Source organism: Herbaspirillum sp. SJZ099 (assembly GCF_007828355.1).
In the GTDB taxonomy this organism is placed as follows: Bacteria; Pseudomonadota; Gammaproteobacteria; order Burkholderiales; family Burkholderiaceae_D; genus Herbaspirillum.
On record NZ_VIUO01000002.1, the window covers coordinates 395,749 to 416,273 of the forward strand.

Below are 20,525 nucleotides of genomic sequence, written 5' to 3' on the forward strand. Positions count from 1 at the left end.
GAGTCAGTTGCGCTTGAACATCGGGCGCAGCAGCACCAGGCCCAGCACCACGAACCAGATCAGCGACCAGGTCGGGATCTGCAGGCCGAATATCGGCGGCCACGGCGCCGAGCAGAAACCGTCGGCGGTGAACATCTGCGGCAGGAGCTTGGCGGTAGGCAACTGGTTGAGCGCGGTTTCCAGCGGGTCGGTGGTGCAGGACACGCCCGGATGCGCCTTCACATACAGGTGCCAGATGGCGGTGCCGGCGCCGCCCAGCGCGGCCAGCAAGCCCAGCGCGGCGCTGGCGCGGCGCGCGGGGGCCGGCATGAAATAGCCGATCAGCGAAAATACCGCGACCAGCACGAACATGTAGCGCTGGATCACGCACAAGGGGCAGGGCTGCATCTCCTCGACGATTTGCAGGTACATGGCGAAACCGAGCAGCGCGATGCACACCAGCGCCACCAGCAGGAAGACCGGTTTGGATGATTTCATGAGTCGTTCACCTTGAAAGAAGAGGGCTGACAGGGATTGTAGTGGAGAGTGCGAAGCCCGGTTGGACGTTGTCAGCTATCGCCCAGTTCCGCCAGCAATTCCGCCTGGTGTTCGGTGATCAGCGCATTGGTCAGTTCTTCCAGGTCGCCGTCCATGATGAAGTCCAGCTTGTACAGCGTCAGGTTGATGCGATGGTCGGTCATGCGCCCCTGCGGGAAATTATAGGTGCGGATGCGTTCGCTGCGATCACCCGAGCCGATCAGCGACTTGCGGGTGGCGGCTTCCTTCGACTGCTGCTCGCGCAATTGCCCGTCCTTGATGCGCGCGGCCAGCACCTTCAGCGCCGAGGCCTTGTTCTTGTGCTGGCTGCGGTCGTCCTGGCATTCCACCACGATACCGGTCGGCAAGTGGGTGATGCGCACCGCCGAGTCGGTCTTGTTGATATGCTGGCCGCCGGCGCCGGAGGCGCGGAAGGTATCGATGCGGATGTCGGCCGGATTGATCTCGACATCCTCGACCTCGTCGGCTTCCGGCATCACGGCCACCGTGCAGGCCGAGGTATGGATGCGGCCCTGGGTCTCGGTGGCCGGCACGCGCTGCACGCGGTGCCCGCCGGACTCGAACTTCAGGCGCGAATAAGCGCCGAAGCCGGCGATGCGCGCGATCACTTCCTTGTAGCCGCCCAGTTCGGATTCGGAGGAGGAGACGATTTCCACCTGCCAGCGGTTGCGCTCGGCATAGCGCGTGTACATGCGCAAGAGGTCGCCGGCGAACAGCGCCGATTCGTCGCCGCCGGTGCCGGCGCGGATTTCCAGGAAGATGTTGCGCTCGTCGTTCGGATCCTTGGGCAGCAGCATCTTCTGCAGGTCGCCTTCCAGCGCTTCCATGCGCGCGCGGGCGGCATTGATCTCTTCCTGCGCGAAGTCCTTCATGTCGGGGTCGGCCAGCAGTTCCTGCGCGGTCTTGATGTCGCGGCCGGACTGCACGTAGTCGAGGTAGAGCGCCACCAGCGGGCCCAGTTCGGCATGTTCGCGCGTCATCTTGCGGAAGTTGTCCATGTCGGCCGTGGCGTCTTCCTGCGCCAGCAGGCTGTTGAGTTCTTCCAGCCGTTCGGCGAGCTGGTCGAGTTTGGCGAGCATCGATGGTTTCATGTGCTTGGGTAGGGTGAAAATGTCTTGCGGAACCGTCACGCGGCAAAGAAGGGCGACGGCAAGGCGGTGGCCCATGCACGCAGCACGGGCGTAAAGAGGAGGGGCGCTAACGCTTGGCGCGGAACAGTTGCGGCAGCAGTTCGACCAGCTGGCTGCGCTGCTCGCCCTGGGCGTGATGCAGGGCCTGTTGCGGGCCGTGCAGGAACTTGGCGGTCAGCCCCCTGGAGAGGGCTTCCATTACCGCCTCGACATCGTCGCCCTTGGCCAGCATCTTGCGGGCGCGTTCGAGTTCGGCCAGGCGCAGCGCCTCGCCGGTTTCGTGCAGGTCCTGGATCAGCGGCACCATGGCGCGGCTGTCGACCCAGTGCATGAAGGACTGCACGCGGGTCTCGATGATGGCTTCGGCCTGCGCCACCGCAGCCTGGCGGTTCTCGACGCCAGTTTGCACCGCCGAAGCCAGGTCGTCCACGGTATAGAGGAACACGTCGTCCAGGCGGGCGACTTCGGATTCGATGTCGCGCGGCACGGCCAGGTCGACCATGAAGATGGGCTTGTGGCGGCGCGCCTTGACCGCGCGTTCGACCAGCCCCAGGCCGATGATCGGCAGCGAAGAGGCGGTGCACGACACCACGATGTCGAAGCGGGACAGTTGCGCCGGCAGGTCGGCCAGGCGGATCGCGCTGCCGTTGAAGCGGTGCGCCAGCGTTTCGCCGCGTTCCATGGTGCGGTTGGCCACCGTCAGGGTCTTGGGGTTTTGCGCCGCGAAGTGGGTGGCGCACAGCTCGATCATTTCGCCGGCGCCGATGAACAGCACGTTCTGGCCCGCGATGGAATCGAAGATGCGCTGCGACAGCCGCACCGCGGCGGCCGCCATCGACACGCTGTGCGCGCCGATCTCGGTGGTGGTGCGCACTTCCTTGGCCACCGCGAAGGTGCGCTGGAACAGTTGGTGCAGGTAGGTGCCGAGCCCGCCGGCTGCTTCCGCCTGGCGCACTGCATCCTTCATCTGGCCCAGGATCTGCGGCTCGCCCAGCACCATCGAATCCAGCCCGGAGGCGACGCGGAAGGCATGGCGCACGGCATTGTCCTGCGGCAGCGCATAGAGGAAAGGGCGCAGGTCGGCGTAGGGAATCTTGTGGTACTCGGCCAGGAACTGCGCGGTGCGGTCGATGGCGAAATCCACGCCATCCCGGCCGGCCGCCGCGGCAGCATACAGTTCGGTGCGGTTGCAGGTGGAGAGGATGGCCGCTTCGCCGGCCGAGATGATGCGGTCGTTGCCGCCGAACCAGGCGCGCGCCGCCGCCACCGCCTGACCGATCTGGTCAGCGGGGAAGGCCACTTTTTCGCGCAATGAAACCGGCGCGGTAGTGTGGTTGAGTCCGACGGCGAGCAAATGCATGGAATGACGCGGCTTTCGATGCCGCTGGGCTTGAATTCGGAGCCAAAGTCGACGGTAAATCGACCATTTACAACACCGCTATTATACCCGCTGCGCAATAAGGGGTTTGGCGGCGGGCCGATAGTCGGTATTCATCCCTGATATGGATCATGCTTTGACACAGGCGCCAAGCACCGTCGCAGCGTCACGCCCGGGTTGCGCCTGCAGCCGCAGTTGGCGTTCCTGCAACAAATCTTGCGCTGTCATTGCCCAAAAGAAATGTTTTCCAGGGGGGGAAGGCGGTTGCCGCCTGTTGCAGGAATGCCACATCCCGGGCCGGAGGCCGTGCGTTCAGCGGGTGGGGCTTAGCCTGCGGCCGTGCCGGATTCGATGCGTTCCAGCTGGTAGCCATAGCCATAGACCGTGGCCAGCTTGTAGCCATGTTCCGGTTTCAGGCCGAGCTTGTTGCGCACGCGCGAGACGTGGGTGTCGATGGTGCGCGTGGGCACCTCGGGTTCGGCGCCCCAGATGCGCTCCTGGATGAACGCGCGCGACAGCGGGCGGCCAAGGTGTTCCAGCAGCAGCAGCGCCAGTTCCGACTCCTTCCGGGTGAGCGCGGCATCCAGCGACGGGCGCGCTGGGCAGGAGACACGCAGGCGATCCAGGTCGAACACGAAGCCGCCGCTATGCACCACGGACCCTGCCGCCTGCGGATCGGCCGCATGCAACAGCAATTCCAGCCGCAGCGCCAGTTCGTTGCGGCGGATGGGTTTGACCAGGTAATCGTCGGCGCCGGCGGCGCGCAGCGTTTGCAGCAAGGCTTTTTGCGCCGGGGCGGCCAGCAATAGCACGGCGGGCGCGACGCCGCCCTCTGGCGGCGCCGGTTCGCGCCAGGCGCGCAAGCCGGCTTCGAGCGGCGCGGCCTGTGGCTCAAGTCCGTCCAGATCGATGACCAGTACCGCGACCCCCTCCATGCGCGCGGCCAGCAAGCCATCTGCGCCGGCATAGGCCGCGCAGTTGCGCGCGGCGGGCAACTGGCGCAGCAGGGCCACGCAGTCGGCGGAGAAGGAGAGGATCCCGATCTTCATCGCATCAGGGAAGAAAGAAAAAACAGCGTACCGGGACGTGGTCGCCGTCGTCCTGGGGCGGGGCCAGGACGACGGCCGGGATGCGAGGCGTTAAGGCGGCTCAGACCGGCGCCGAATCGGCGTCCGGCAGCACCACGTTCACGTCCAGCACTTCCAGGTTGCCCTGGCGGTCCAGCGAGATCTTGATGTCATCCGCATTGACCTTGGTGTACTTGGAAATGACCTCGATCAGTTCCTTGTGCAGGGCCGGCAGGAAGTCCGGGCCCTGGCGGCCGTTGGAGCGTTCGCGGGCGATGATGATCTGCAGCCGTTCCTTTGCTGCAACCGCGCTCTTGGGCTTGGTCGGGAACAGGAATGAAAGCAGGGACATGTCACTTACCTCCGAAAATGCGCTGCAGGAAACCCGGCTTTTCGTAGTTGGTGAAGCGCAGCTCGACATTCTCGCCAAGGAAGCGCGACACCACATCCTGGTAGGCCTGGGCCACGTCGCTGTCCTTGATGTGGATGGCGGGGCTACCCTGGTTGGACGCCGCCAGCACCGATTCGGATTCGGGGATGATGCCGATCAGCGGGATGCGCAGGATTTCCTGCACGTCGGTATACGACAGCATCTCGCCGTCTTCCACGCGCTTGGGCGCATAGCGGGTGATCAGCAGGTGTTCCTTGACCGGTTCGCCGCCGCTCGATGCGCGGCGCGACTTGGCCTGGATGATGCCGAGGATGCGGTCGGAGTCGCGCACCGAGGACACTTCCGGGTTGGTCACGACGATCGCCTCGTCGGCGAAGGTCAGCGCCATCACCGCGCCGTGCTCGATGCCGGCGGGCGAGTCGCAGATGATGTATTCGAAGTCCATCTTGGACAGGTCGTTGAGCACGCGTTCGACGCCTTCCTCGGACAGCGCGTCCTTGTCGCGGGTCTGCGAGGCCGGCAGGATGAACAGGTTGTCGCAGTGCTTGTCCTTGATCAGCGCCTGGTTCAGCGTGGCTTCCTTGTTGATGACATTGATCAGGTCGTACACCACGCGGCGTTCGCAGCCCATGATCAGGTCCAGGTTGCGCAGGCCGACGTCGAAGTCGATCACGGCCGTCTTGTGGCCTCGCATTGCCAGGCCCGATGCGAAACTGGCGCTCGACGTCGTCTTGCCGACGCCTCCCTTACCGGAAGTCACAACGATGATTTTTGCCACAAAAAACTCCTTAAGAAGAACAGATGTGCTGATGCGATTCAGCCTATTGGATTGGCTTGCCAGAACGCATTTCAGGTTGATTGGTGAAATGCGTTCTATCTAAATTCGGTATTGCGTTCAGGCCGCCTGCATCGCCAGCACGTCGATGCGTTCGCCATTGAGGCGCACCTGCACCTGCTTGCCGGCGACCTCCGCCGGAGGGCCGTTCTCGAAGGTTCGATAGACTCCGGCGATGGAGACCAGTTCCGCTTCCAGCGAGGCGGCGAAGATGCGTGCCTCGGTGTTGCCCGAGGCGCCGGCCAGCGCCCGTCCGCGCAGCGGCGCATAGACGTGGATGCTGCCGTCGGCGATGATCTCGGCGCCGTTGTTGACTGCCGCCATGACCACCAGGTCGGCGCCGCGCGCATAGATGCGCTGGCCGGCGCGCACCGGGGTGTCGACGATCATGGTGCGGGCTGCCGGGGCGGCTGCGGCTGAGGGAGCGGGCACGGGCGCGGCAGCAGGTTCGGGCTGCGGCGCGGGCTTGGCGGGCGGGGCTTTGTGCTCCGCGGTTTCCTGGGCGCGCGCATTGGCCGCGCCGGCGCCGGCCGCGGCCGGAGTGTCGATCGCCAGGCCATGGGCGACGATGCCTGCGTGCAAGTCTTGCGGCGCATTGCGCACGGCCACCGTGTTCAGGCGGAACGCCTTGAACAGGCCGACCAGCGCCTGCCAGTCGATGTCGGCAGCGGTGGCGCCTTCCAGCGCGCCGATGTCGAGCACCGCAAACTCATCCTCGAAGAAGTCGGATACGCCGCCGGTCATGTCCTTGAGCGCCTTTTCCAGGGCGGCAGGATCGGTTTCATGCAGGATTGCCGAGATGGCAACGACGGTGGATATCTTGATTTCGATCGGTTTGCGGGCTTTTTGCATAAATCGTCTGGTCTGGAACGGGGGACATCGTTTCCCGTAAATATTGGCTGTGCATTATACAGGCAGGCCGGCGCTGCGATAGCGGCCGACGGGGCTTTTCGGCGGATCAGGGGCCGGGGCGGCTGCTTGCCCCGCGGAGTCGGCCGGGGGCGACAAAAGCCGTTGCAGGGTCTGCAGGTCGCGCATCACCCATTGGGCGTCTTCGGCGAATTTCTTGTCATCCATGCCGGGCTGGCGGAACAGGATGAAGGTGAGTTCGCTGGCCGCATCGCCATTGGCCACCACCCGCATCGGCACGGCCACCCGCGTGCCACCGGGCAGCGTCACCTCGTGGTCCAGCACGCCGTAGGGATTGGGCTCGGCGAAACGGATGCTGACCTTGCCCGTTTCCCCCTCGGCCACCCAGGCGCCGCCTTCCTGCGTCAGCCCCTGGCCCAGGCCCGAGGCCCATTGCGCCATGTTGCGCGGATCGGCGAGAAAGGCGTAGGCCTGCGCCGCCGCCACGGGCAGCGTCACATGCAAGACAAGAACCGGCAGCGGGCGGACATGGCGTCTCCAGAAAGGGCGATGCGCCATTATCCCTCCATCGCGGCCTGGCGCCGCGGCAAATGCCCCCGGCCCATGAAAAACGGCCGGGGCGTCTGGCGACGCTCCCGGCCGTTGGCTTGCCGGTTGCCCCGGCGCGCCGGGGCTATCAATCTTCAGCCCGGCACCTTGCCATCCACGCCTTCGACGTAGAACTTGATGCCATGCAGGAAACCGTCGTCAGCCACGGCGTCCTTGCCCAGCACTTCCTTGCCGGCGTTGTCCTTGATCGGACCCTTCCAGATCGGCGCGCTGCCGTCGACGATGCCCTTCTTGCGCTCTTCCACCAGCGTCTTCACGTCGGCCGGCAGGTCCGGGTTGAAGGCGGCCAGGTCGATGCCGTTTTCCTTCAGGCCGATCCAGCTGGTGCTGCTCTTCCAGGAGCCGTCCAGCACCGCCTGCACGCGCGCGGTGTAGTACACGCCCCAGTTGATGATCGACGCTGCCAGGTGGGCCTTGGGGCCGAAGCCGGTCATGTCGCTATCCCAGCCGAAGGCGTACACGCCTTTTTCCTGCGCGGTCTGCACCACGGCGGCGGAGTCGGTGTTCTGCATCAGCACGTCCACGCCCTGGCCGATCAGGGTGGTGGCGGCTTCACGTTCCTTGCCCGGGTCGAACCACTTGTTGACCCAGACCACGGCGGTGGTCGCCTTCGGGTTCACCGAACGCGCGCCCAGCGTGAAGGAATCAATGTTGCGGACCACTTCGGGAATCGGCACCGAAGCCACCACGCCCAGCTTGCCGGACTTGCTCATCTTGCCCGCCACCACGCCGGCCAGGTAGGCGCCTTCATAGGTGCGCACGTCGTACTGCGCCAGGTTGTCGGCGGTCTTGAAGCCGGTGGCGTGTTCGAACTTCACGTCCGGGAATTCCTTGGCCACCTTCAGCATCGCTTCCATGTAGCCGAAGGTGGTGCCGAAGATCAGCTTGTTGCCGTCGGTGGCCAGCTGGCGGAACACGCGCTCGGCATCGGCGGCCGACTCGGGAATGTTCTCCACGAAGGTGGTCTTGACCTTGTCGCCGAACTTCTCCTCGACCGCCTTGCGGCCCTTGTCGTGGGCGAAGGTCCAGCCGGCGTCGCCGACCGGGCCGATGTAGACGAAGGCCACCTTCAGCGGATCGGCGGCGGGCGCGGCGGCGGCAGGGGCCGCAGACGGGGCTGCCGGAGCGGCTTCTTCCTTCTTGCCGCAACCGATCAGGGTTGCCGCGGCCAGGGTGGCGAGCATCGCCAGCGAGGCTCTGCGCGAAATGATCATTGTGGTTCTCCCTCAGGTTGGTTGGAATGCGTATTGCGACTACGAAAAGCATCTATTCGAAATGAACGGCCGGACCGCTGCGCTGGCGTCGTTGTACCGCCTTGCCGTACCGAACGTACTTCCGGCCGTTCAGGCGGAACCGGGACGGAACGGCTTGCCCAGCGACGCCGGCATGTTCAGCCGGATCCAGTCCGGATTGCGCGAGATCAGCGCCAGCACCACGATGGTGGCGATATACGGCGCCATCGACAGGATCTGCGACGGCACCGTTACGCCCATGCCCTGCAGGTAGAACTGGGCGATGGTGACGCCGCCGAACAGCAGCGAACCGAGCAATACCCGTGCCGGGCGCCAGGTGGCGAAGGCGGTCAAGGCCAGCGCGATCCAGCCGCGCCCGGCTACCAGGCCTTCCACCCACATCGGCGTGTACACCAGCGACATGTAGGCGCCGGCCAGGCCGCAGCAGGCGCCGCCGAACAGCAGCGCCGCGTAGCGGATGCCGCGCACCGAATAGCCCAGCGCATGCGCCGACTCGGGCGACTCGCCCACCGCGCGCAGCACCAGGCCGGCGCGCGTGCGGTACAGGAACCAGATGCTGGCCAGGCACAGCGCGAAGGCCACATAGCTCATCCAGTGCTGGTGGAACAGCGCGGCCCCGATGAAGGGAATGTCGCCCAGCAGCGGCACCGAATTGGCCTGCGCCGGCAGCGCCAGGCCCACGAAGCGCTGGCCGACGAAAGCCGACAGGCCGGCGCCGAAGATCGAGAGCGCCAGGCCCGTGGCCACCTGGTTGGTGGCCAGGCGCAGCGCCAGCCAGGCGAACAGCGTGGCCATCAGCATGCCGCACACGGCACCGGCCATGAAGCCCAGCAACGGGCTCCTGGTCGAGTAGCCGACCGCGAAGCCGGCGATGGCGGCCACCAGCATCATGCCTTCGGCGCCGAGGTTGAGCACGCCGGAGCGTTCGTTGATCAGCAAGCCGATGGCCGCCAGCAGCAGCGGGGTGCCGGCGTTGATCGAGGCGGCGATGAGGGGAGCGAGTTGTTCCATGGTCTTAGGCTTTCTTCTTCCACGCCAGGCGGTAATCGATCAGGGTGTCGCAAGCCAGCAGCAAAAACAGCAGCATGCCCTGGAACACGCCGGTGATCGCCGAGGGCAGTCCCAGGCGCGACTGCGCCAGCTCGCCGCCCAGATACAGCAGCGACATGATCAGCCCGCCGAGGATGGCGCCGACCGGGTGCAGGCGGCCGATGAAGGCCACGATGATGGCGGCGAAGCCATAGCCCGGCGACACCGACGGCAGCAACTGGCCGATCGGCCCGGCGATCTCGAAGGCGCCGGCCAGGCCGGCGAAGGCGCCGGAGATCAGCAGCGACACCCACAGCGCCGAGCGCGCCGAGAAGCCGGCATAGCGCGCCGCGTGCGGCGCCACGCCGCCCACCGTCAGCGAGAAGCCGCGCAGGCTGCGCAGCATGAATACCGCCATCAGCAGCGCCGCCGCCACCGCCACCACGAAGCCCACGTGCAGGCGCGTGCCGGCCACCAGCATAGGCAGCATGAACTCGTCGGAGAACACCTTGGACTGCGGGAAGTTCATGCCGTTGGGATCCTTCAGCGGGCCGTTCACGGCCCACATCAGCAGCAGCTGCGCCACATAGGTCAGCATCAGCGACACCAGGATCTCGTTGGCATTGAACTGGTCGCGCAGGAAGGCGGTGATGGCTGCCCAGAAAGCGCCGCCCGCGATGCCGGCGGCGATCATCAGCAGCAGGCCGGCGCCGCCGGAGATGCCGTGGCCCGGCACGTCCAGCCACACCAGCATGGCGCCGGAGGCCAGCGCGCCGACGGTGAACTGGCCCTCGGCGCCGATGTTCCAGATGCTGGCGCGAAAGCACACCGCCAGCCCCAGCGCGCACAGGATCAGCGGGATGGATTTCAACAGCAGCTCGCTGATGGCGCGCTTGCCGGAGAACGGGTCGACCAGGAACACCTTGAGCCCGGCCAGCGGATCCTTGCCCAGCGCCAGAAACAGCAGGGCTCCCAGCAACAGCGTGAGCGCGATGGCGATCACCGGCGACCAGTACGTCATCGCGCGCGAAGGCGCGCCGCGCAGCTCAAGGCGGAAGGGCAGCGACAGCAGCTTAGACATGGCCGGCCTCCCTGGCGGAAGCGGGCTCATCCCAGAGGCCGCTCATCCATACGCCGACCTGTTCGCGCGTGGCCTGCTCGATCGGGATCGAGGGCGACAGCCGTCCCTTGGCGATCACATGCAGGCGGTCGCACAGCGCGAACAATTCATCCAGTTCTTCCGAGATCACCAGCACCGCGCAGCCTTCCTGTTTCAGTTTCAATATCTCGCCGTGGATCTGGGCGGCGGCGCCCACGTCCACCCCCCAGGTCGGCTGGGCCACCACGAACACCGCAGGCTTGCGTTCCATCTCGCGGCCGACGATGAATTTTTGCAGGTTGCCGCCCGACAGGCTCTTGGCCGGCGCATCGGGACCGGCCGCCTTGACCTTGAAGCGCTCGATGATGGAGGCGGCGGCGCGGCGGGTGAAGCCGAAATCGATCATGCCGCGCTTCACATAAGGCGTCTTCTGGTGCGACAGCAGCATGTTGGCGGTGAGCGAGAGCGTCGGCACGGCGCCGCGGCCGAGGCGTTCTTCCGGCACCAGGCCCAGTCCCAGCGCGCGGCGCGGGTTGGGCGGGAGGTGGCCGGCCGGGCTGCCGCCCAGGATCAGCATGTTGGGCGCGGCCCGTTGGTCTTCGCCCGACAGCGCCGCCAGCAGTTCCTGCTGGCCGTTGCCGGAGACGCCGGCGATGCCGACGATCTCGCCGGCGCGCACCTCGCATTCGATGTCTTTCAGCTCGGTGGCGAACAGGTGGGCCTTGGGCAGCGACAGGCGGTTGACGTGCAGCTTGCGCTCGTTGCGCAGGGATTCCGGATTGCGCTCGCGCGTCAGGCGCACCAGTTCGTCGCCGATCATCATGCGCGAGAGGCTGGCGCTGCTTTCGTTGCGCGGGTCGCAGTTGCCGGTTACGCGGCCGCCGCGCATGACGGTGGCGCCGTGGCACAGCGTGCGGATCTCGTCGAGCTTGTGGCTGATGTAGAGGATGCTGCAGCCCTCGTCGGCCAGGCGGCGCAGGGTGACGAAGAGTTTCTCGACCGCCTGCGGCGTGAGCACCGAGGTCGGCTCGTCCAGGATCAGCAACTGCGGATCGGTCAAGAGCGCGCGCACGATCTCCACCCGCTGGCGTTCGCCCACCGACAGCGTATGCACATGGCGGTGCGGCTCCAGTTCCAGGCCGTATTTCTCGCCGGTCTGGGTGATGCGCTCAGCCAGTTCCTTGAGGTCGGTTTTGGCATCCAGGCCGAGTGCGATGTTTTCGGTGACGGTCAGCGTGTCGAACAGCGAGAAATGCTGGAACACCATGGCGATGCCGAGCCGGCGCGCCGCCTGCGGGTTGGCGATCTGCACCGTCTCGCCGTTCCAGCGGATCTCGCCGGCGTCGGGCTTGACCGCGCCGAAGATGATCTTCATCAGCGTCGACTTGCCGGCGCCGTTCTCGCCGAGCACGGCATGGATTTCGCCGGGCGCCACGCACAGGCTGACGTCGTCATTGGCCAGCACGCCCGGATATGCCTTGCGCACATGCTTGATTTCCAGACGGAGTGGAGCTGCGCTCACGTGTTTTCCCTGTGGTTCTCTTGCTTTTTCATGATTGGCGGCCGCCTGTGCGGCGGCGCGCTCCCCTGGGTTTTATAAGGCCTTTGGCGAATTGCCGATACGCGCCTCATCATAGACAAATTGGCGCCGGCCGCAAACCGCTTTTACGCGCGCCGGCCGGCCATCGGCTCACTTGCCGCGATGCGCCCAGGCCGTGGTGCGCCGTTCGATGATGGCGAACAATTCATACATCGCCATCGCCATGGCGCCGATCACCACCAGCCCGGCGAAGGCCAGCGGCATCTTCATCGAGGAACCGGCCGATACCAGCAGGTAGCCGATGCCTTCGTTGGAGGCGTTCATCTCGGACACGGTGGAACCGACGAAAGCCAGCGTGATGGCGACCTTCAGCGAGGCGAAGAAATACGGCATGGAGCGCGGCAAGCCGACCTTGAGCAGGATGTCCATGCGCCTGGCGCCCAGCACGCGCAATACGTCTTCCAGTTCCGGCTCCAGCGTGGCCAGGCCGGTGGCGATGTTGACCATGATCGGGAAGAACGAGATCAGGAAGGCGGTCAGGATGGCCGGGCCGGCGCCGATGCCGAACCACACCACCAGCACCGGCACGAAGGCCGCCTTGGGCAGGGCGTTGAAGGCGGTCATCAGCGGATAGGCGGCGGCATACAGCAGCGGCGAGGAACCGACGATGAAGCCCAGCGCCACGCCCACCGCCACGGCGATGGCGAAGCCCACCATGGTGACCCAGAAGGTCGACAGCGCATGGTGGGCGATCGGGCCGGAGAATTCCACCATGGCCTGGATGATCGACATCGGGCTGGGGAAGATGAAGTCGGAAACCTGCCACACGCTGCAGATGAACTGCCAGACGCCGAGAATGGCCAGCAGCAGGATCCATGGCGCCAGCGTGGTGGCGGCCTTGTTGAGTTTGCCGTTGAACGAGGTTTTCATGTCGTGTTCTCCGCCGGGTCAGGTGTTGCGCACGTGGCCGATATGCTCGCGCAGCTCGTGCACCAGGGCGTTGAAGGCATCGGTATAGGTGGTTTCCAGCGCGCAGGGGCGCGGCAGCGGGTTCTCGCGGCGCACCACGATGCGGCCCGGGCGCTTGCTCATCACGTAGATGGTGTCGGCCAGGAAAGCCGCTTCGCGCAAGTCGTGCGTGACCAGGATGACGTTGAATTTGCGCTCGGCCCACAGGTCGCGCAGCACGCACCACAGTTCCTCGCGGGTGAAGGCGTCGAGCGCGCCGAAGGGCTCGTCCAGCAGCAGCATCTTGGGCTCATGGATCAGCGCGCGGCAGATCGAGGCGCGCTGCTGCATGCCGCCCGACAACTGCCAGGGGTATTTGTCGGCATAGCCGTCCAGGCCCACGGTCTTCAACAGCTTCAGGGCGCGCTCGGCGTATTCGGCTTTCTTTTGCTTGAAGTCGCGGCGATACGGTTCGACGATTTCCAGCGGCAGCAGCACGTTCTCCAGCGTGGTGCGCCAGGGCAGCAGCGTGGGCGCCTGGAACGCCATGCCGACGAACTTCAGCGGGCCGGTGACGGGCTGGCCGTCGATCACCACGCTGCCGCGGTTGGGCTGCTTCAGGCCCGTGGCCAGCTTCATGAAGGTGGACTTGCCACAGCCCGAGGGACCGACGATGGCGATGAATTCGCCGGCCCGGGTCTGCAGGTCGATGTCTTCGACCGCGAACTCGGCGGCGCCGTCATAGGCCAGGTAGACGTGGCGGAAATCGACGAAGGTATCGCTCATGGGTGGTGGTTCTTGTGTACGTGTTTGCGGCAGGCGCCGCGGGTTGCAACTGCCGGCCGTCCGCATTGCCGCGGCCGGCCGGCATGGTGTGGTGTGGCGTTACTTCGGCAAGACATCCAGTTCGGCCCTGGACGGCAGGAAGGAACCGTTCCAGACCTTGTCGGCGTTGACGCGGGTCTTGGTGCCGTAGGCATCCGACACCTGCGAGGCCATCAGCGTCAGGCGCGGACCGAACACCTGGCCGTAGCCTTCGGCCTTGGCGTGCGGCGTGGCGATGGCGCTGGCAATGGCCAGCTTCAGGCGGCGCAGCTCCAGCTTCTCGTCGATCAGCCCATCGCGTTCCTTGACTGCCTTGATGGCGGCTTCGGGATTGGCGATCACATCCTTGGTGGCCTTGGCGAAGGCGCGCAGGAAAGCCTTGATGGCTTCCGGCTTCTGCCTGACCATCGCTTCCGAGGCGATGATGGCGTTGCCGTACAGCTTGACGCCGTAGTCGGGGAACATCATCACGTTGACGTCTTCATCCTTGATGCCGCGCGCGTTCAGGTTCAGCAGCGAGGTGAAGTAGAAACCGGTGACGGCATCCACGTCGCCGCGCGCCAGCATGGTTTCTCGCAGCGGCGGATCCATGCTGGTCCATTGCGTCTTGGCCGCATCCAGGCCGTTGGCCTTGGCGAAGATCGGGTAGCCGCGGCGGCCGGCGTCGAATACCGGGGCGCCCAGTTTCTTGCCCGCCAGGTCGGCCGGTTTCCTGATCCCCGATTTCTTCAGGGAGAAGATCGCCGCCGGGGTGTCGTTGTAGACCATCATCACGGCGACCGGCTTGGAAGGCGCGTCCGGATTGTTGGCGGCGAATTCCATCAGCGCGGCCATGTCGGCAAAGCCCATGTCATAGGTGCCGGAGGCGACGCGGTTGACGGCGTTGCCCGAGCCGTTGCCGGCATCGATGGTGACGTCGAGTTTTTCCTGGGCGAAGTAACCCTTGGACTTGGCCACCAGGAACAGCGCGGACGGGCCTTCGAAGCGCCAGTCCAGCTGGAATTTGATCTTGGTCTCTTGCGCGAAAGAGGACGATGCCGATACCAGGCCGAGCAACAGTGCCGCCGAGCAGCCGAGGAAGCGGAATGAACGCATGGGGAAGTCTCCCGAAAAGCGATTGAAAGAAAAAGAAGGTGGAAACCGCAATGCGCGCAACACCAAGGAGGAGATCGGCCGAGCAAAACGAACGGCTCGCGACGCATTCCGGTAATGCGGTTCCCACCGAAGTACAGGCTCAAGACTTGGCTTGCCGGCCCAGAAGGAGTCGCCGGCTCGCCGTACTGCATGCACTACGTTGCTGCTGTTGCCGGAGCCTGCCGCACGGGAAGGAAGACCGCCCGGCAGGCTCCTTTGAAGCGCCCCGTCGCCGGAGCGCTTCAATACTGCGCATCCGTCAGAAACGATGGCGAATGCCGACGCCGAAGGAAGTGGCGTTGCTTTGGGTCGAGATCTTGTCGTTCATGACGATCGCATACACGTCGGTGCGCTTGGACAGGAAATAGTCGTAGCCGACCGACGTGGTGTTGCGCGAGACGTCGCCGCTGGTGCTGGCCAGCAGGTCGCCGGTGCGCTTGGTGCGGGCGAAGCCGGCCAGGATCGAACCGTTGCCCACCGGCGCCGACAGGCCCACGCTGTAGACCTTGTCCTTGGCTTGCGGATTGCCGTTGGTGGTGTCCTTGCTGGACTGGAAGGTGCCGTACAGCTTGACCACCTTGAAGTCATAGGTGGCGCCGGCCATCCAGGTCTTCTGGCGGGTGATCGAGGCGAACGGCGCGGTGGCGTCGATGATGGCGCTGCCCGAGTTCGGGTTGCTGACCTGGGCGTCGAAGTACAGGCCGGTCAGGGCCAGGCCGCCGTTGAAGTACAGCGCGTTCACGCCGATGTTCTTCTTGCCGGTCTGGCCGGCGACTTCACCCAACTGGTAGTGCAGGTTGGCCTGCAGGCCGCCGAACTTGGGCGTGGTGTAGATGATTTCATTGCTCCAGCCGCTATCGGCCGCGTTGGCCTGGGTCCAGCTGCGGGCGCCGAAGTTGCCCGATGGCGTATAGACGTGCAGCACCAGCGGCGAGAAGGTGAAGGAGTCGCCGAACGGGTTGAACAGGACGGTCGGCAGGAAGCTTGGCGCCAGGCCGCGGCCCAGCATCACGCGGCCGTAGCTGCCGGCCAGCGCGATGTTGGCGTCGCGCGAGAACAGGTTGTCGCCGGCAAAGCGGCCATAGGCGCCGGTGTCGGTCTGGAAGAACGAGGTCAGGGCGAATTCCGCCTTCAGGCCGCCGCCGAGGTCTTCGGTGCCCTTGAAGCCGATCCACGAAGTGGTCAGGCCGCCGGAGCCGACCGATGCCTTGCCGCCGGTGTCGCCGCTGTTCTTCATGCTGCCGGCGAAGGCGTCGACCAGGCCGCTGATGGTGACGCTGGACTGCGCCATTGCGCTGCCGGCCACCAGGCAGGATGCCAAGGCCAGTGCCAAACGAGTTTTTTTCATTACGCTCCCCTGTTTAAAAAGACGCCGAACGGAATTGCCCGGCAAGTTCAGATCGTTCCACCGCAGGCGAACGGTGTTGCTGCTCTCCCGTTCCATTCGTCACTACGGATTCAGAACGGATGTTTAGCAGATATCGTGCCAATGCCATTTCGTTTGCTGGTGGAATTTCCTGCGCCTTTTCCGGGGCGGGACGCGCGTGGGCGCCATGCAGGCTGCGAGGCCGGTGCGTGCGCCGTGCCATGAATTAAAGATCCGGGCCGGTGCGGGCCTGGCTGTTTTCCCCAACAATAGCCGCTGTGGCGGGTTGCCAACGCGACCTCATTTTGTTGACAATGATTTTTTCCATTTGCAACAACTTGGTGCTTCGCATGCACTGGATTTGACGCAATGCACTAAAACCGGAGGAGCGCCGGTTATGCATGTGAATCAAGGTAACCCCGAAGAGCCGCGCCAATACTGGTCATCCGGGAGTTGTCATGAAGGCTTGCGCTTTGATTCTGTTAGAAAATATTGTCGACATTATTTTCGACGATTGTGGCGAATCATGATGCGAATGCGGCCCTGTCCGTATCATCGGGGCGGCAATGGGGCATGATTCGCCATGGGCACGGTGCCGAGCGCCGGTCGGCGATTCCGTGGGTGCTTGCCGGATATTGCTCTCGTGACCCGGCACTATTTATGCTAGAACCGACAACATCCACCGGCCTCGCATGGCGGGCCGCCTAACAACCCTGAGGAAACCGATCCGAACATGGAAGCCTATATCTTCGACTGGCTCAACCTGCTGCTGCGCTGGCTGCACGTCATCACGGCGATTGCCTGGATAGGCTCCTCCTTCTATTTCGTCTGGCTCGACAACAGCCTGGTCAAGCCCACCGATCCCGAACTGCAGGAAAAGGGCGTTGGGGGCGAGCTGTGGGCGGTGCACGGCGGCGGTTTCTACAACCCGCAGAAATACCTGCTGGCGCCCAAGGCGGTGCCCGAGCATCTGCACTGGTTCTATTGGGAGTCGTACAGCACCTGGCTGTCCGGTTTTGCGCTGTTCTCGCTGCTGTACCTGTTCAATGCCAACGTCTTCCTGGTGGACAAGAACGTGTTCGACATGTCGGGCTTCATGGCCGGCGGTACGGCGATCGCTTTCCTGGTCTTCAACTGGCTGATCTACGACGCCATCTGCAGCAGCATCGGCGACCGTCCCAATGGCGAGCGCCTGGCCAATATCCTGGTCGGGCTGCAGGTGGTCGTGTCGGTCTGGGCCGCCTGTCACCTGTTCTCGGGCCGCGCCGCGTTCCTGATCAGCGGCGCGTCGCTGGCGACCATCATGAGCGCCAACGTGCTGGTGTGGATCATTCCCGGGCAGCGCAAGATGGTGGCGGCCATGCGCGCCGGCCAGGCGCCCGATCCGATCCACGGCAAGCGCGGCAAGCAGCGCAGCGTGCACAATACCTACTTCACGCTGCCGGTGCTGTTCGCCATGCTGTCCAACCACTACAGCATGACCTACGCCGCGCCGCATAACTGGGTGGTGCTGCTGATGATCATGGCGGCGGGGGCGCTGATCCGGCAGTTCTTCGTGTTGCGCCACAAGGGGGTGAATAACTGGTGGTATCCGGGGGTGGCGGTGGCCTTGCTGCTGGCGGTGGCAATCGGCCTGAGTCCGATGATGCGCGGCAAGCCGGTGCCGGCGGCCTTGCATCATGCGGCAGAGGCGAAACCGGTTGCGGGCGATGGCGCTGAGACGGAGCCTGCGCCTGCAGGGACGGGCGGGGTGAGTTTCGCGCAGGTGCAGCAGGTGATCCAGGCGCGCTGCATCCAGTGCCATGCGGAGAAGTCTACGCTGATGCCGGTGCCGGGTAAGGGCGTCCTGCTCGATAGCCGCGAGCATATTGCACAGCATGCGCAGCAGATTTATCAGCAGGCGTATGTGGCCAAGAGCATGCCTTTGGGGAACATGACTCATATCACTGATGAGGAGCGGGCGGTGATTGGGAAGTGGTTTGAGGCGGGGGCGGCGACTAACTGAAGTTTTTTGTTTCTGGGTAGTCTGGTTTTGCTGCGTGTTGGTGCTCTGGCTTTATTACTTAGTCTCTCCGGTCGGAGGGGAGCGCCGGGGGCGGCCCGGCAGCCGCTCACTTTTCTTGTCTCGCCAAGAAAAGTAAGCAAAAGAAGGCGACCGCAACTACCCAGCCCCTTCGGGGGCCCCGGCGGAGCGGGCAAAAAAATGGGCAATGCAGAGTCGCTTCGCTCCGACTGCCTTGCTGATCCATTTTTTTGCCCGCTCCGCCGGCTGGTTAGATGCGGACTTCTGGTCCGGCTCGCCTTCGGCATCGCGGTGCTTGCTGCTCGCCTGCGGCTTCGGTGTTGTGGCTCGCTATCTTGCTTTCTGCGTCATCCTGACGAAGTCAGGATTCAGTGTCATTCGTTGTGCATCAAGGAAAAAACGCCGGCATCTGCCGGCGTTTTTATTTCTGCTTGAATCAGCGTGAATCAACCCGCCTGATACGGATGCACCTTCTTCCAATGCTCCGCAATATCGATGCGCCGGCAGATCCATACGTGCTCATGCGATTGCACGTAGTCCAGGAAACGCTGCAGCGCGCGGAAGCGGCCCGGGCGTCCCAGCAGGCGGCAGTGCATGCCGATCGACAGCATCTTGGGCGATTCCTCGCCTTCTTCGTATAGCACATCGAAGCTGTCTTTCAGGTACTGGTAGAAGTGCTCGCCGGTGTTGAAGCCTTGCGGGGTGGCGAAGCGCATGTCGTTGGAGTCCAGCGTGTACGGCACTACCAGGTGCGCTTGCGCGTTGCCGTCGCTGGTCTGGACCTGGGTCCAGAACGGCAGGTCGTCGCCGTAGTAGTCGGAGTCGTAGGCGAAGCCGCCGTGTTCGACCACCAACTGGCGGGTGTTGGGCGAGTCGCGGCCGGTGTACCAGCCTTGCGGAGCGGCGCCGGTCAGTTCGCGGAAGATCTTCACCGCCTCGCGCATGTGGGCGCGTTCGGTGTCGATGTCGATGCTCTGGTAGTGGATCCAGCGCAGGCCGTGGCAGGCGATTTCGTGGCCGAGTTCGATGAAGGCTTGGGTCACGTCCGGGCAGCGCTGCAAGGCCATGGCCACGCCGAATACCGTCAGCGGCAGGCCGCGTTTCTCGAACTCGCGCAGGATGCGCCATACGCCCGCGCGCGAGCCGTATTCGTAGATCGATTCCATCGACATGTGGCGCGCCGGATAGGCGGCGGCGCCGACGATTTCGGAGAGGAACTGTTCGGAGGCGGGGTCGCCGTGCAGCACGCAGTTCTCGCCGCCTTCTTCGTAATTCAGCACGAACTGCAGGGCCACGCGCGCCTGGCCGGGCCATTGCGCATGCGGCGGGTTGCGGCCGTAGCCGGCCAGGTCGCGGGGGTAGTTTGCTTGCAAAGACATGTTGTTCAATCAGGTTGCGGTGAAAATCGCGCGGCCTTGCGGACAGTGGAGCTGCCCGGCGCCCGGCCGCAGGGGAAACCTACAGTCCCTTGCCGAGCACGGCGCGCAGGTCGAACTGGTCGTCCGCGTCGGGGCGCACCCGATCCTCGCACAAATGCAAGTGATGTGCCATATGTTCCTGGGCGGCTTCGACGTCGCCGCTCTCCAGCGCTTCCAGCACGGTTTCGTGTTCGTCGAAGGAGCAGGCGTTGTGGCCCGGCGCTTCGGTCTTGGCGATCATCAGCGTGGTGCGCGAAACCAGCTTGCGCAAGGTGTCCACCAGCAGCGCATTGCCGGTCAGTTCGGCTAGCGCCAGGTGGAACTGCGCCGACAGGCGGATCCAGCGCGGCCGGTCGCCGGTCAGGTAAGACTCGCGCTCTTCCTCCACCATGCGCCGCAATCCGGCGATCTGGCGGGCGCCGGCTTCGCGCCCGACTTTTTCCAGCACGGCGTGTTCGAGGATATTGCGCAGTTCGAACATGTCGCGCACCTCGGCATGCGAGGGGCTGGCGATGAAGGCGCCGCGGTTGGCCTCAAGATCCACCATGCCTTCGGTGGCCAGGCGCGAGAGCACCTTGCGCACGGTGTGGCGCGCCGTATCGTAGATCTGGCAGAGCGTCTGCTCGGTCAGCTTGGTCCGCGGCGGCAGGCGGTGTTCCATGATGGCGTCGTAGATGTCCTGGTACATGCGTTCCTCGACGGCCATGGACGATTCGCGGTCGCGCGTGGAGACGGCGGCGCGGGTCTGGACGGTGGCCGCTGCGCGGCCGGATTTGCTGGCTTTGTTCATGATGCTCATGCTTTCGATGAAGATCCTGTTCCTGCGGATGCCGGGCATGTCTTGGCGCAGATCGTCGACAATCACGGAAAATATTTGCAACAAAACGGAGCTATTTTGCACCAAAAAGAGCGCCATCCGCTTTTCTTTGGTTCATCCTGGGCCAGCCGTTGATGCTGCGGCGCAGCGCAAAATCTCCGTTTCCTTGAGGTCGGCCGCAACAAGCCAAATACCGCTTGCCTCAACAGCCCAGGCTTGCGTACGGCCTTTGCGGCGCAAAGGATTGTCGCCAATC

General features: G+C 64.6%; 20 protein-coding genes. 2 read left to right on the forward strand and 18 right to left on the reverse strand.

Annotated elements, in window-relative coordinates; all coding sequences use genetic code 11:
• Positions 1 to 3 precede the first annotated feature (3 nt).
• The 16 genes from FB597_RS06840 to FB597_RS06915 all read right to left on the reverse strand — a co-directional run bounded on the left by FB597_RS06840 (position 4) and on the right by FB597_RS06915 (position 15,993).
• Positions 4 to 477 (reverse strand): disulfide bond formation protein B, encoded by a 474-nt coding sequence (locus FB597_RS06840; protein WP_144768796.1) that lies wholly within the window; start codon positions 475 to 477, stop codon positions 4 to 6.
• Positions 478 to 548: 71 nt separating this feature from the next.
• Positions 549 to 1,628 (reverse strand): peptide chain release factor 1, encoded by a 1,080-nt coding sequence (prfA, locus tag FB597_RS06845; protein ID WP_141913829.1) that lies wholly within the window; start codon positions 1,626 to 1,628, stop codon positions 549 to 551.
• A 106-nt stretch (positions 1,629 to 1,734) separates the two neighbouring features.
• Positions 1,735 to 3,027, reverse strand: a complete 1,293-nt coding sequence (hemA, locus tag FB597_RS06850) for a glutamyl-tRNA reductase (protein ID WP_144768798.1) — start codon at positions 3,025 to 3,027, stop codon at positions 1,735 to 1,737.
• A gap of 344 nt (positions 3,028 to 3,371) precedes the next feature.
• Positions 3,372 to 4,094 (reverse strand): response regulator transcription factor, encoded by a 723-nt coding sequence (locus FB597_RS06855; protein ID WP_144768800.1) that lies wholly within the window; start codon positions 4,092 to 4,094, stop codon positions 3,372 to 3,374.
• Between the two features lie 100 nt (positions 4,095 to 4,194).
• A complete protein-coding gene (gene minE, locus FB597_RS06860; RefSeq protein WP_050470573.1) occupies positions 4,195 to 4,464 on the reverse strand; it encodes a cell division topological specificity factor MinE in 270 nt (89 codons plus the stop codon).
• A 1-nt stretch (position 4,465) separates the two neighbouring features.
• Positions 4,466 to 5,281 (reverse strand): septum site-determining protein MinD, encoded by an 816-nt coding sequence (minD, locus tag FB597_RS06865; protein WP_141913826.1) that lies wholly within the window; start codon positions 5,279 to 5,281, stop codon positions 4,466 to 4,468.
• A 117-nt stretch (positions 5,282 to 5,398) separates the two neighbouring features.
• On the reverse strand, positions 5,399 to 6,190 hold the full coding sequence (minC, locus tag FB597_RS06870) for a septum site-determining protein MinC (protein ID WP_141913825.1): 792 nt from the start codon (positions 6,188 to 6,190) through the stop codon (positions 5,399 to 5,401).
• Positions 6,191 to 6,244: 54 nt separating this feature from the next.
• On the reverse strand, positions 6,245 to 6,766 hold the full coding sequence (locus FB597_RS06875; protein ID WP_255517095.1) for an SMP-30/gluconolactonase/LRE family protein: 522 nt from the start codon (positions 6,764 to 6,766) through the stop codon (positions 6,245 to 6,247).
• A gap of 125 nt (positions 6,767 to 6,891) precedes the next feature.
• Positions 6,892 to 8,031 carry a BMP family ABC transporter substrate-binding protein gene (locus FB597_RS06880; protein ID WP_141913823.1) on the reverse strand — a complete coding sequence of 380 codons (1,140 nt, stop codon included), beginning with the start codon at positions 8,029 to 8,031 and terminating at the stop codon, positions 6,892 to 6,894.
• A 129-nt stretch (positions 8,032 to 8,160) separates the two neighbouring features.
• Positions 8,161 to 9,081 (reverse strand): ABC transporter permease, encoded by a 921-nt coding sequence (locus tag FB597_RS06885; RefSeq protein ID WP_141913822.1) that lies wholly within the window; start codon positions 9,079 to 9,081, stop codon positions 8,161 to 8,163.
• A gap of 4 nt (positions 9,082 to 9,085) precedes the next feature.
• Positions 9,086 to 10,180 (reverse strand): ABC transporter permease, encoded by a 1,095-nt coding sequence (locus FB597_RS06890; RefSeq protein WP_144768802.1) that lies wholly within the window; start codon positions 10,178 to 10,180, stop codon positions 9,086 to 9,088.
• Positions 10,173 to 11,720: an ABC transporter ATP-binding protein gene (locus FB597_RS06895; RefSeq protein ID WP_144768804.1), complete on the reverse strand. Its 1,548-nt coding sequence runs from the start codon at positions 11,718 to 11,720 to the stop codon at positions 10,173 to 10,175. The genes FB597_RS06890 and FB597_RS06895 overlap by 8 nt, the downstream gene beginning before the upstream one ends.
• Before the next feature lie 168 nt (positions 11,721 to 11,888).
• Positions 11,889 to 12,668 carry an ABC transporter permease gene (locus FB597_RS06900; protein WP_144768806.1) on the reverse strand — a complete coding sequence of 260 codons (780 nt, stop codon included), beginning with the start codon at positions 12,666 to 12,668 and terminating at the stop codon, positions 11,889 to 11,891.
• 18 nt (positions 12,669 to 12,686) lie between these two features.
• Positions 12,687 to 13,472, reverse strand: coding sequence for an ABC transporter ATP-binding protein (locus FB597_RS06905; protein ID WP_141913818.1), 786 nt, complete (start codon positions 13,470 to 13,472; stop codon positions 12,687 to 12,689).
• A 99-nt stretch (positions 13,473 to 13,571) separates the two neighbouring features.
• Positions 13,572 to 14,606 carry an ABC transporter substrate-binding protein gene (locus FB597_RS06910; protein WP_141913817.1) on the reverse strand — a complete coding sequence of 345 codons (1,035 nt, stop codon included), beginning with the start codon at positions 14,604 to 14,606 and terminating at the stop codon, positions 13,572 to 13,574.
• Between the two features lie 298 nt (positions 14,607 to 14,904).
• Complete coding sequence (locus FB597_RS06915) at positions 14,905 to 15,993, reverse strand: porin (RefSeq protein WP_141913816.1); 1,089 nt, start codon at positions 15,991 to 15,993, stop codon at positions 14,905 to 14,907.
• A 751-nt stretch (positions 15,994 to 16,744) separates the two neighbouring features.
• Here FB597_RS06915 and FB597_RS06920 point away from each other — a divergent pair.
• Together FB597_RS06920 and FB597_RS06925 are read left to right on the forward strand one after the other, a co-directional pair.
• Entirely contained in the window at positions 16,745 to 18,016 is a 1,272-nt protein-coding gene (locus FB597_RS06920) for a urate hydroxylase PuuD (RefSeq protein WP_144768809.1), read from the forward strand.
• A gap of 205 nt (positions 18,017 to 18,221) precedes the next feature.
• Complete coding sequence (locus tag FB597_RS06925) at positions 18,222 to 18,479, forward strand: hypothetical protein (RefSeq protein ID WP_144768811.1); 258 nt, start codon at positions 18,222 to 18,224, stop codon at positions 18,477 to 18,479.
• 1 nt (position 18,480) lies between these two features.
• Here the strand turns inward: FB597_RS06925 and puuE are convergent, their stop codons facing one another.
• Positions 18,481 to 19,413 (reverse strand): allantoinase PuuE, encoded by a 933-nt coding sequence (gene puuE, locus FB597_RS06930; protein ID WP_144768813.1) that lies wholly within the window; start codon positions 19,411 to 19,413, stop codon positions 18,481 to 18,483.
• A gap of 79 nt (positions 19,414 to 19,492) precedes the next feature.
• Positions 19,493 to 20,242, reverse strand: a complete 750-nt coding sequence (locus tag FB597_RS06935) for a GntR family transcriptional regulator (protein WP_144768815.1) — start codon at positions 20,240 to 20,242, stop codon at positions 19,493 to 19,495.
• Between the last annotated feature and the right edge of the window lie 283 nt (positions 20,243 to 20,525).

Coding starts and splice junctions, on each gene's coding strand:
- FB597_RS06935 (WP_144768815.1), bottom strand. CDS start 20,242: ATGAACAAAGCCAGCAAATCCGGCCGCGCAGCGGCCACCGTCCAGACC.
- hemA (WP_144768798.1), bottom strand. CDS start 3,027: ATGCATTTGCTCGCCGTCGGACTCAACCACACTACCGCGCCGGTTTCA.
- minE (WP_050470573.1), bottom strand. CDS start 4,464: ATGTCCCTGCTTTCATTCCTGTTCCCGACCAAGCCCAAGAGCGCGGTT.
- FB597_RS06880 (WP_141913823.1), bottom strand. CDS start 8,031: ATGATCATTTCGCGCAGAGCCTCGCTGGCGATGCTCGCCACCCTGGCC.
- puuE (WP_144768813.1), bottom strand. CDS start 19,413: ATGTCTTTGCAAGCAAACTACCCCCGCGACCTGGCCGGCTACGGCCGC.
- FB597_RS06920 (WP_144768809.1), top strand. CDS start 16,745: ATGGAAGCCTATATCTTCGACTGGCTCAACCTGCTGCTGCGCTGGCTG.
- FB597_RS06900 (WP_144768806.1), bottom strand. CDS start 12,668: ATGAAAACCTCGTTCAACGGCAAACTCAACAAGGCCGCCACCACGCTG.
- prfA (WP_141913829.1), bottom strand. CDS start 1,628: ATGAAACCATCGATGCTCGCCAAACTCGACCAGCTCGCCGAACGGCTG.
- FB597_RS06915 (WP_141913816.1), bottom strand. CDS start 15,993: ATGAAAAAAACTCGTTTGGCACTGGCCTTGGCATCCTGCCTGGTGGCC.
- FB597_RS06885 (WP_141913822.1), bottom strand. CDS start 9,081: ATGGAACAACTCGCTCCCCTCATCGCCGCCTCGATCAACGCCGGCACC.
- FB597_RS06905 (WP_141913818.1), bottom strand. CDS start 13,472: ATGAGCGATACCTTCGTCGATTTCCGCCACGTCTACCTGGCCTATGAC.
- FB597_RS06840 (WP_144768796.1), bottom strand. CDS start 477: ATGAAATCATCCAAACCGGTCTTCCTGCTGGTGGCGCTGGTGTGCATC.
- FB597_RS06890 (WP_144768802.1), bottom strand. CDS start 10,180: ATGTCTAAGCTGCTGTCGCTGCCCTTCCGCCTTGAGCTGCGCGGCGCG.
- FB597_RS06875 (WP_255517095.1), bottom strand. CDS start 6,766: ATGGCGCATCGCCCTTTCTGGAGACGCCATGTCCGCCCGCTGCCGGTT.
- minC (WP_141913825.1), bottom strand. CDS start 6,190: ATGCAAAAAGCCCGCAAACCGATCGAAATCAAGATATCCACCGTCGTT.
- FB597_RS06855 (WP_144768800.1), bottom strand. CDS start 4,094: ATGAAGATCGGGATCCTCTCCTTCTCCGCCGACTGCGTGGCCCTGCTG.
- FB597_RS06925 (WP_144768811.1), top strand. CDS start 18,222: ATGCAGAGTCGCTTCGCTCCGACTGCCTTGCTGATCCATTTTTTTGCC.
- FB597_RS06910 (WP_141913817.1), bottom strand. CDS start 14,606: ATGCGTTCATTCCGCTTCCTCGGCTGCTCGGCGGCACTGTTGCTCGGC.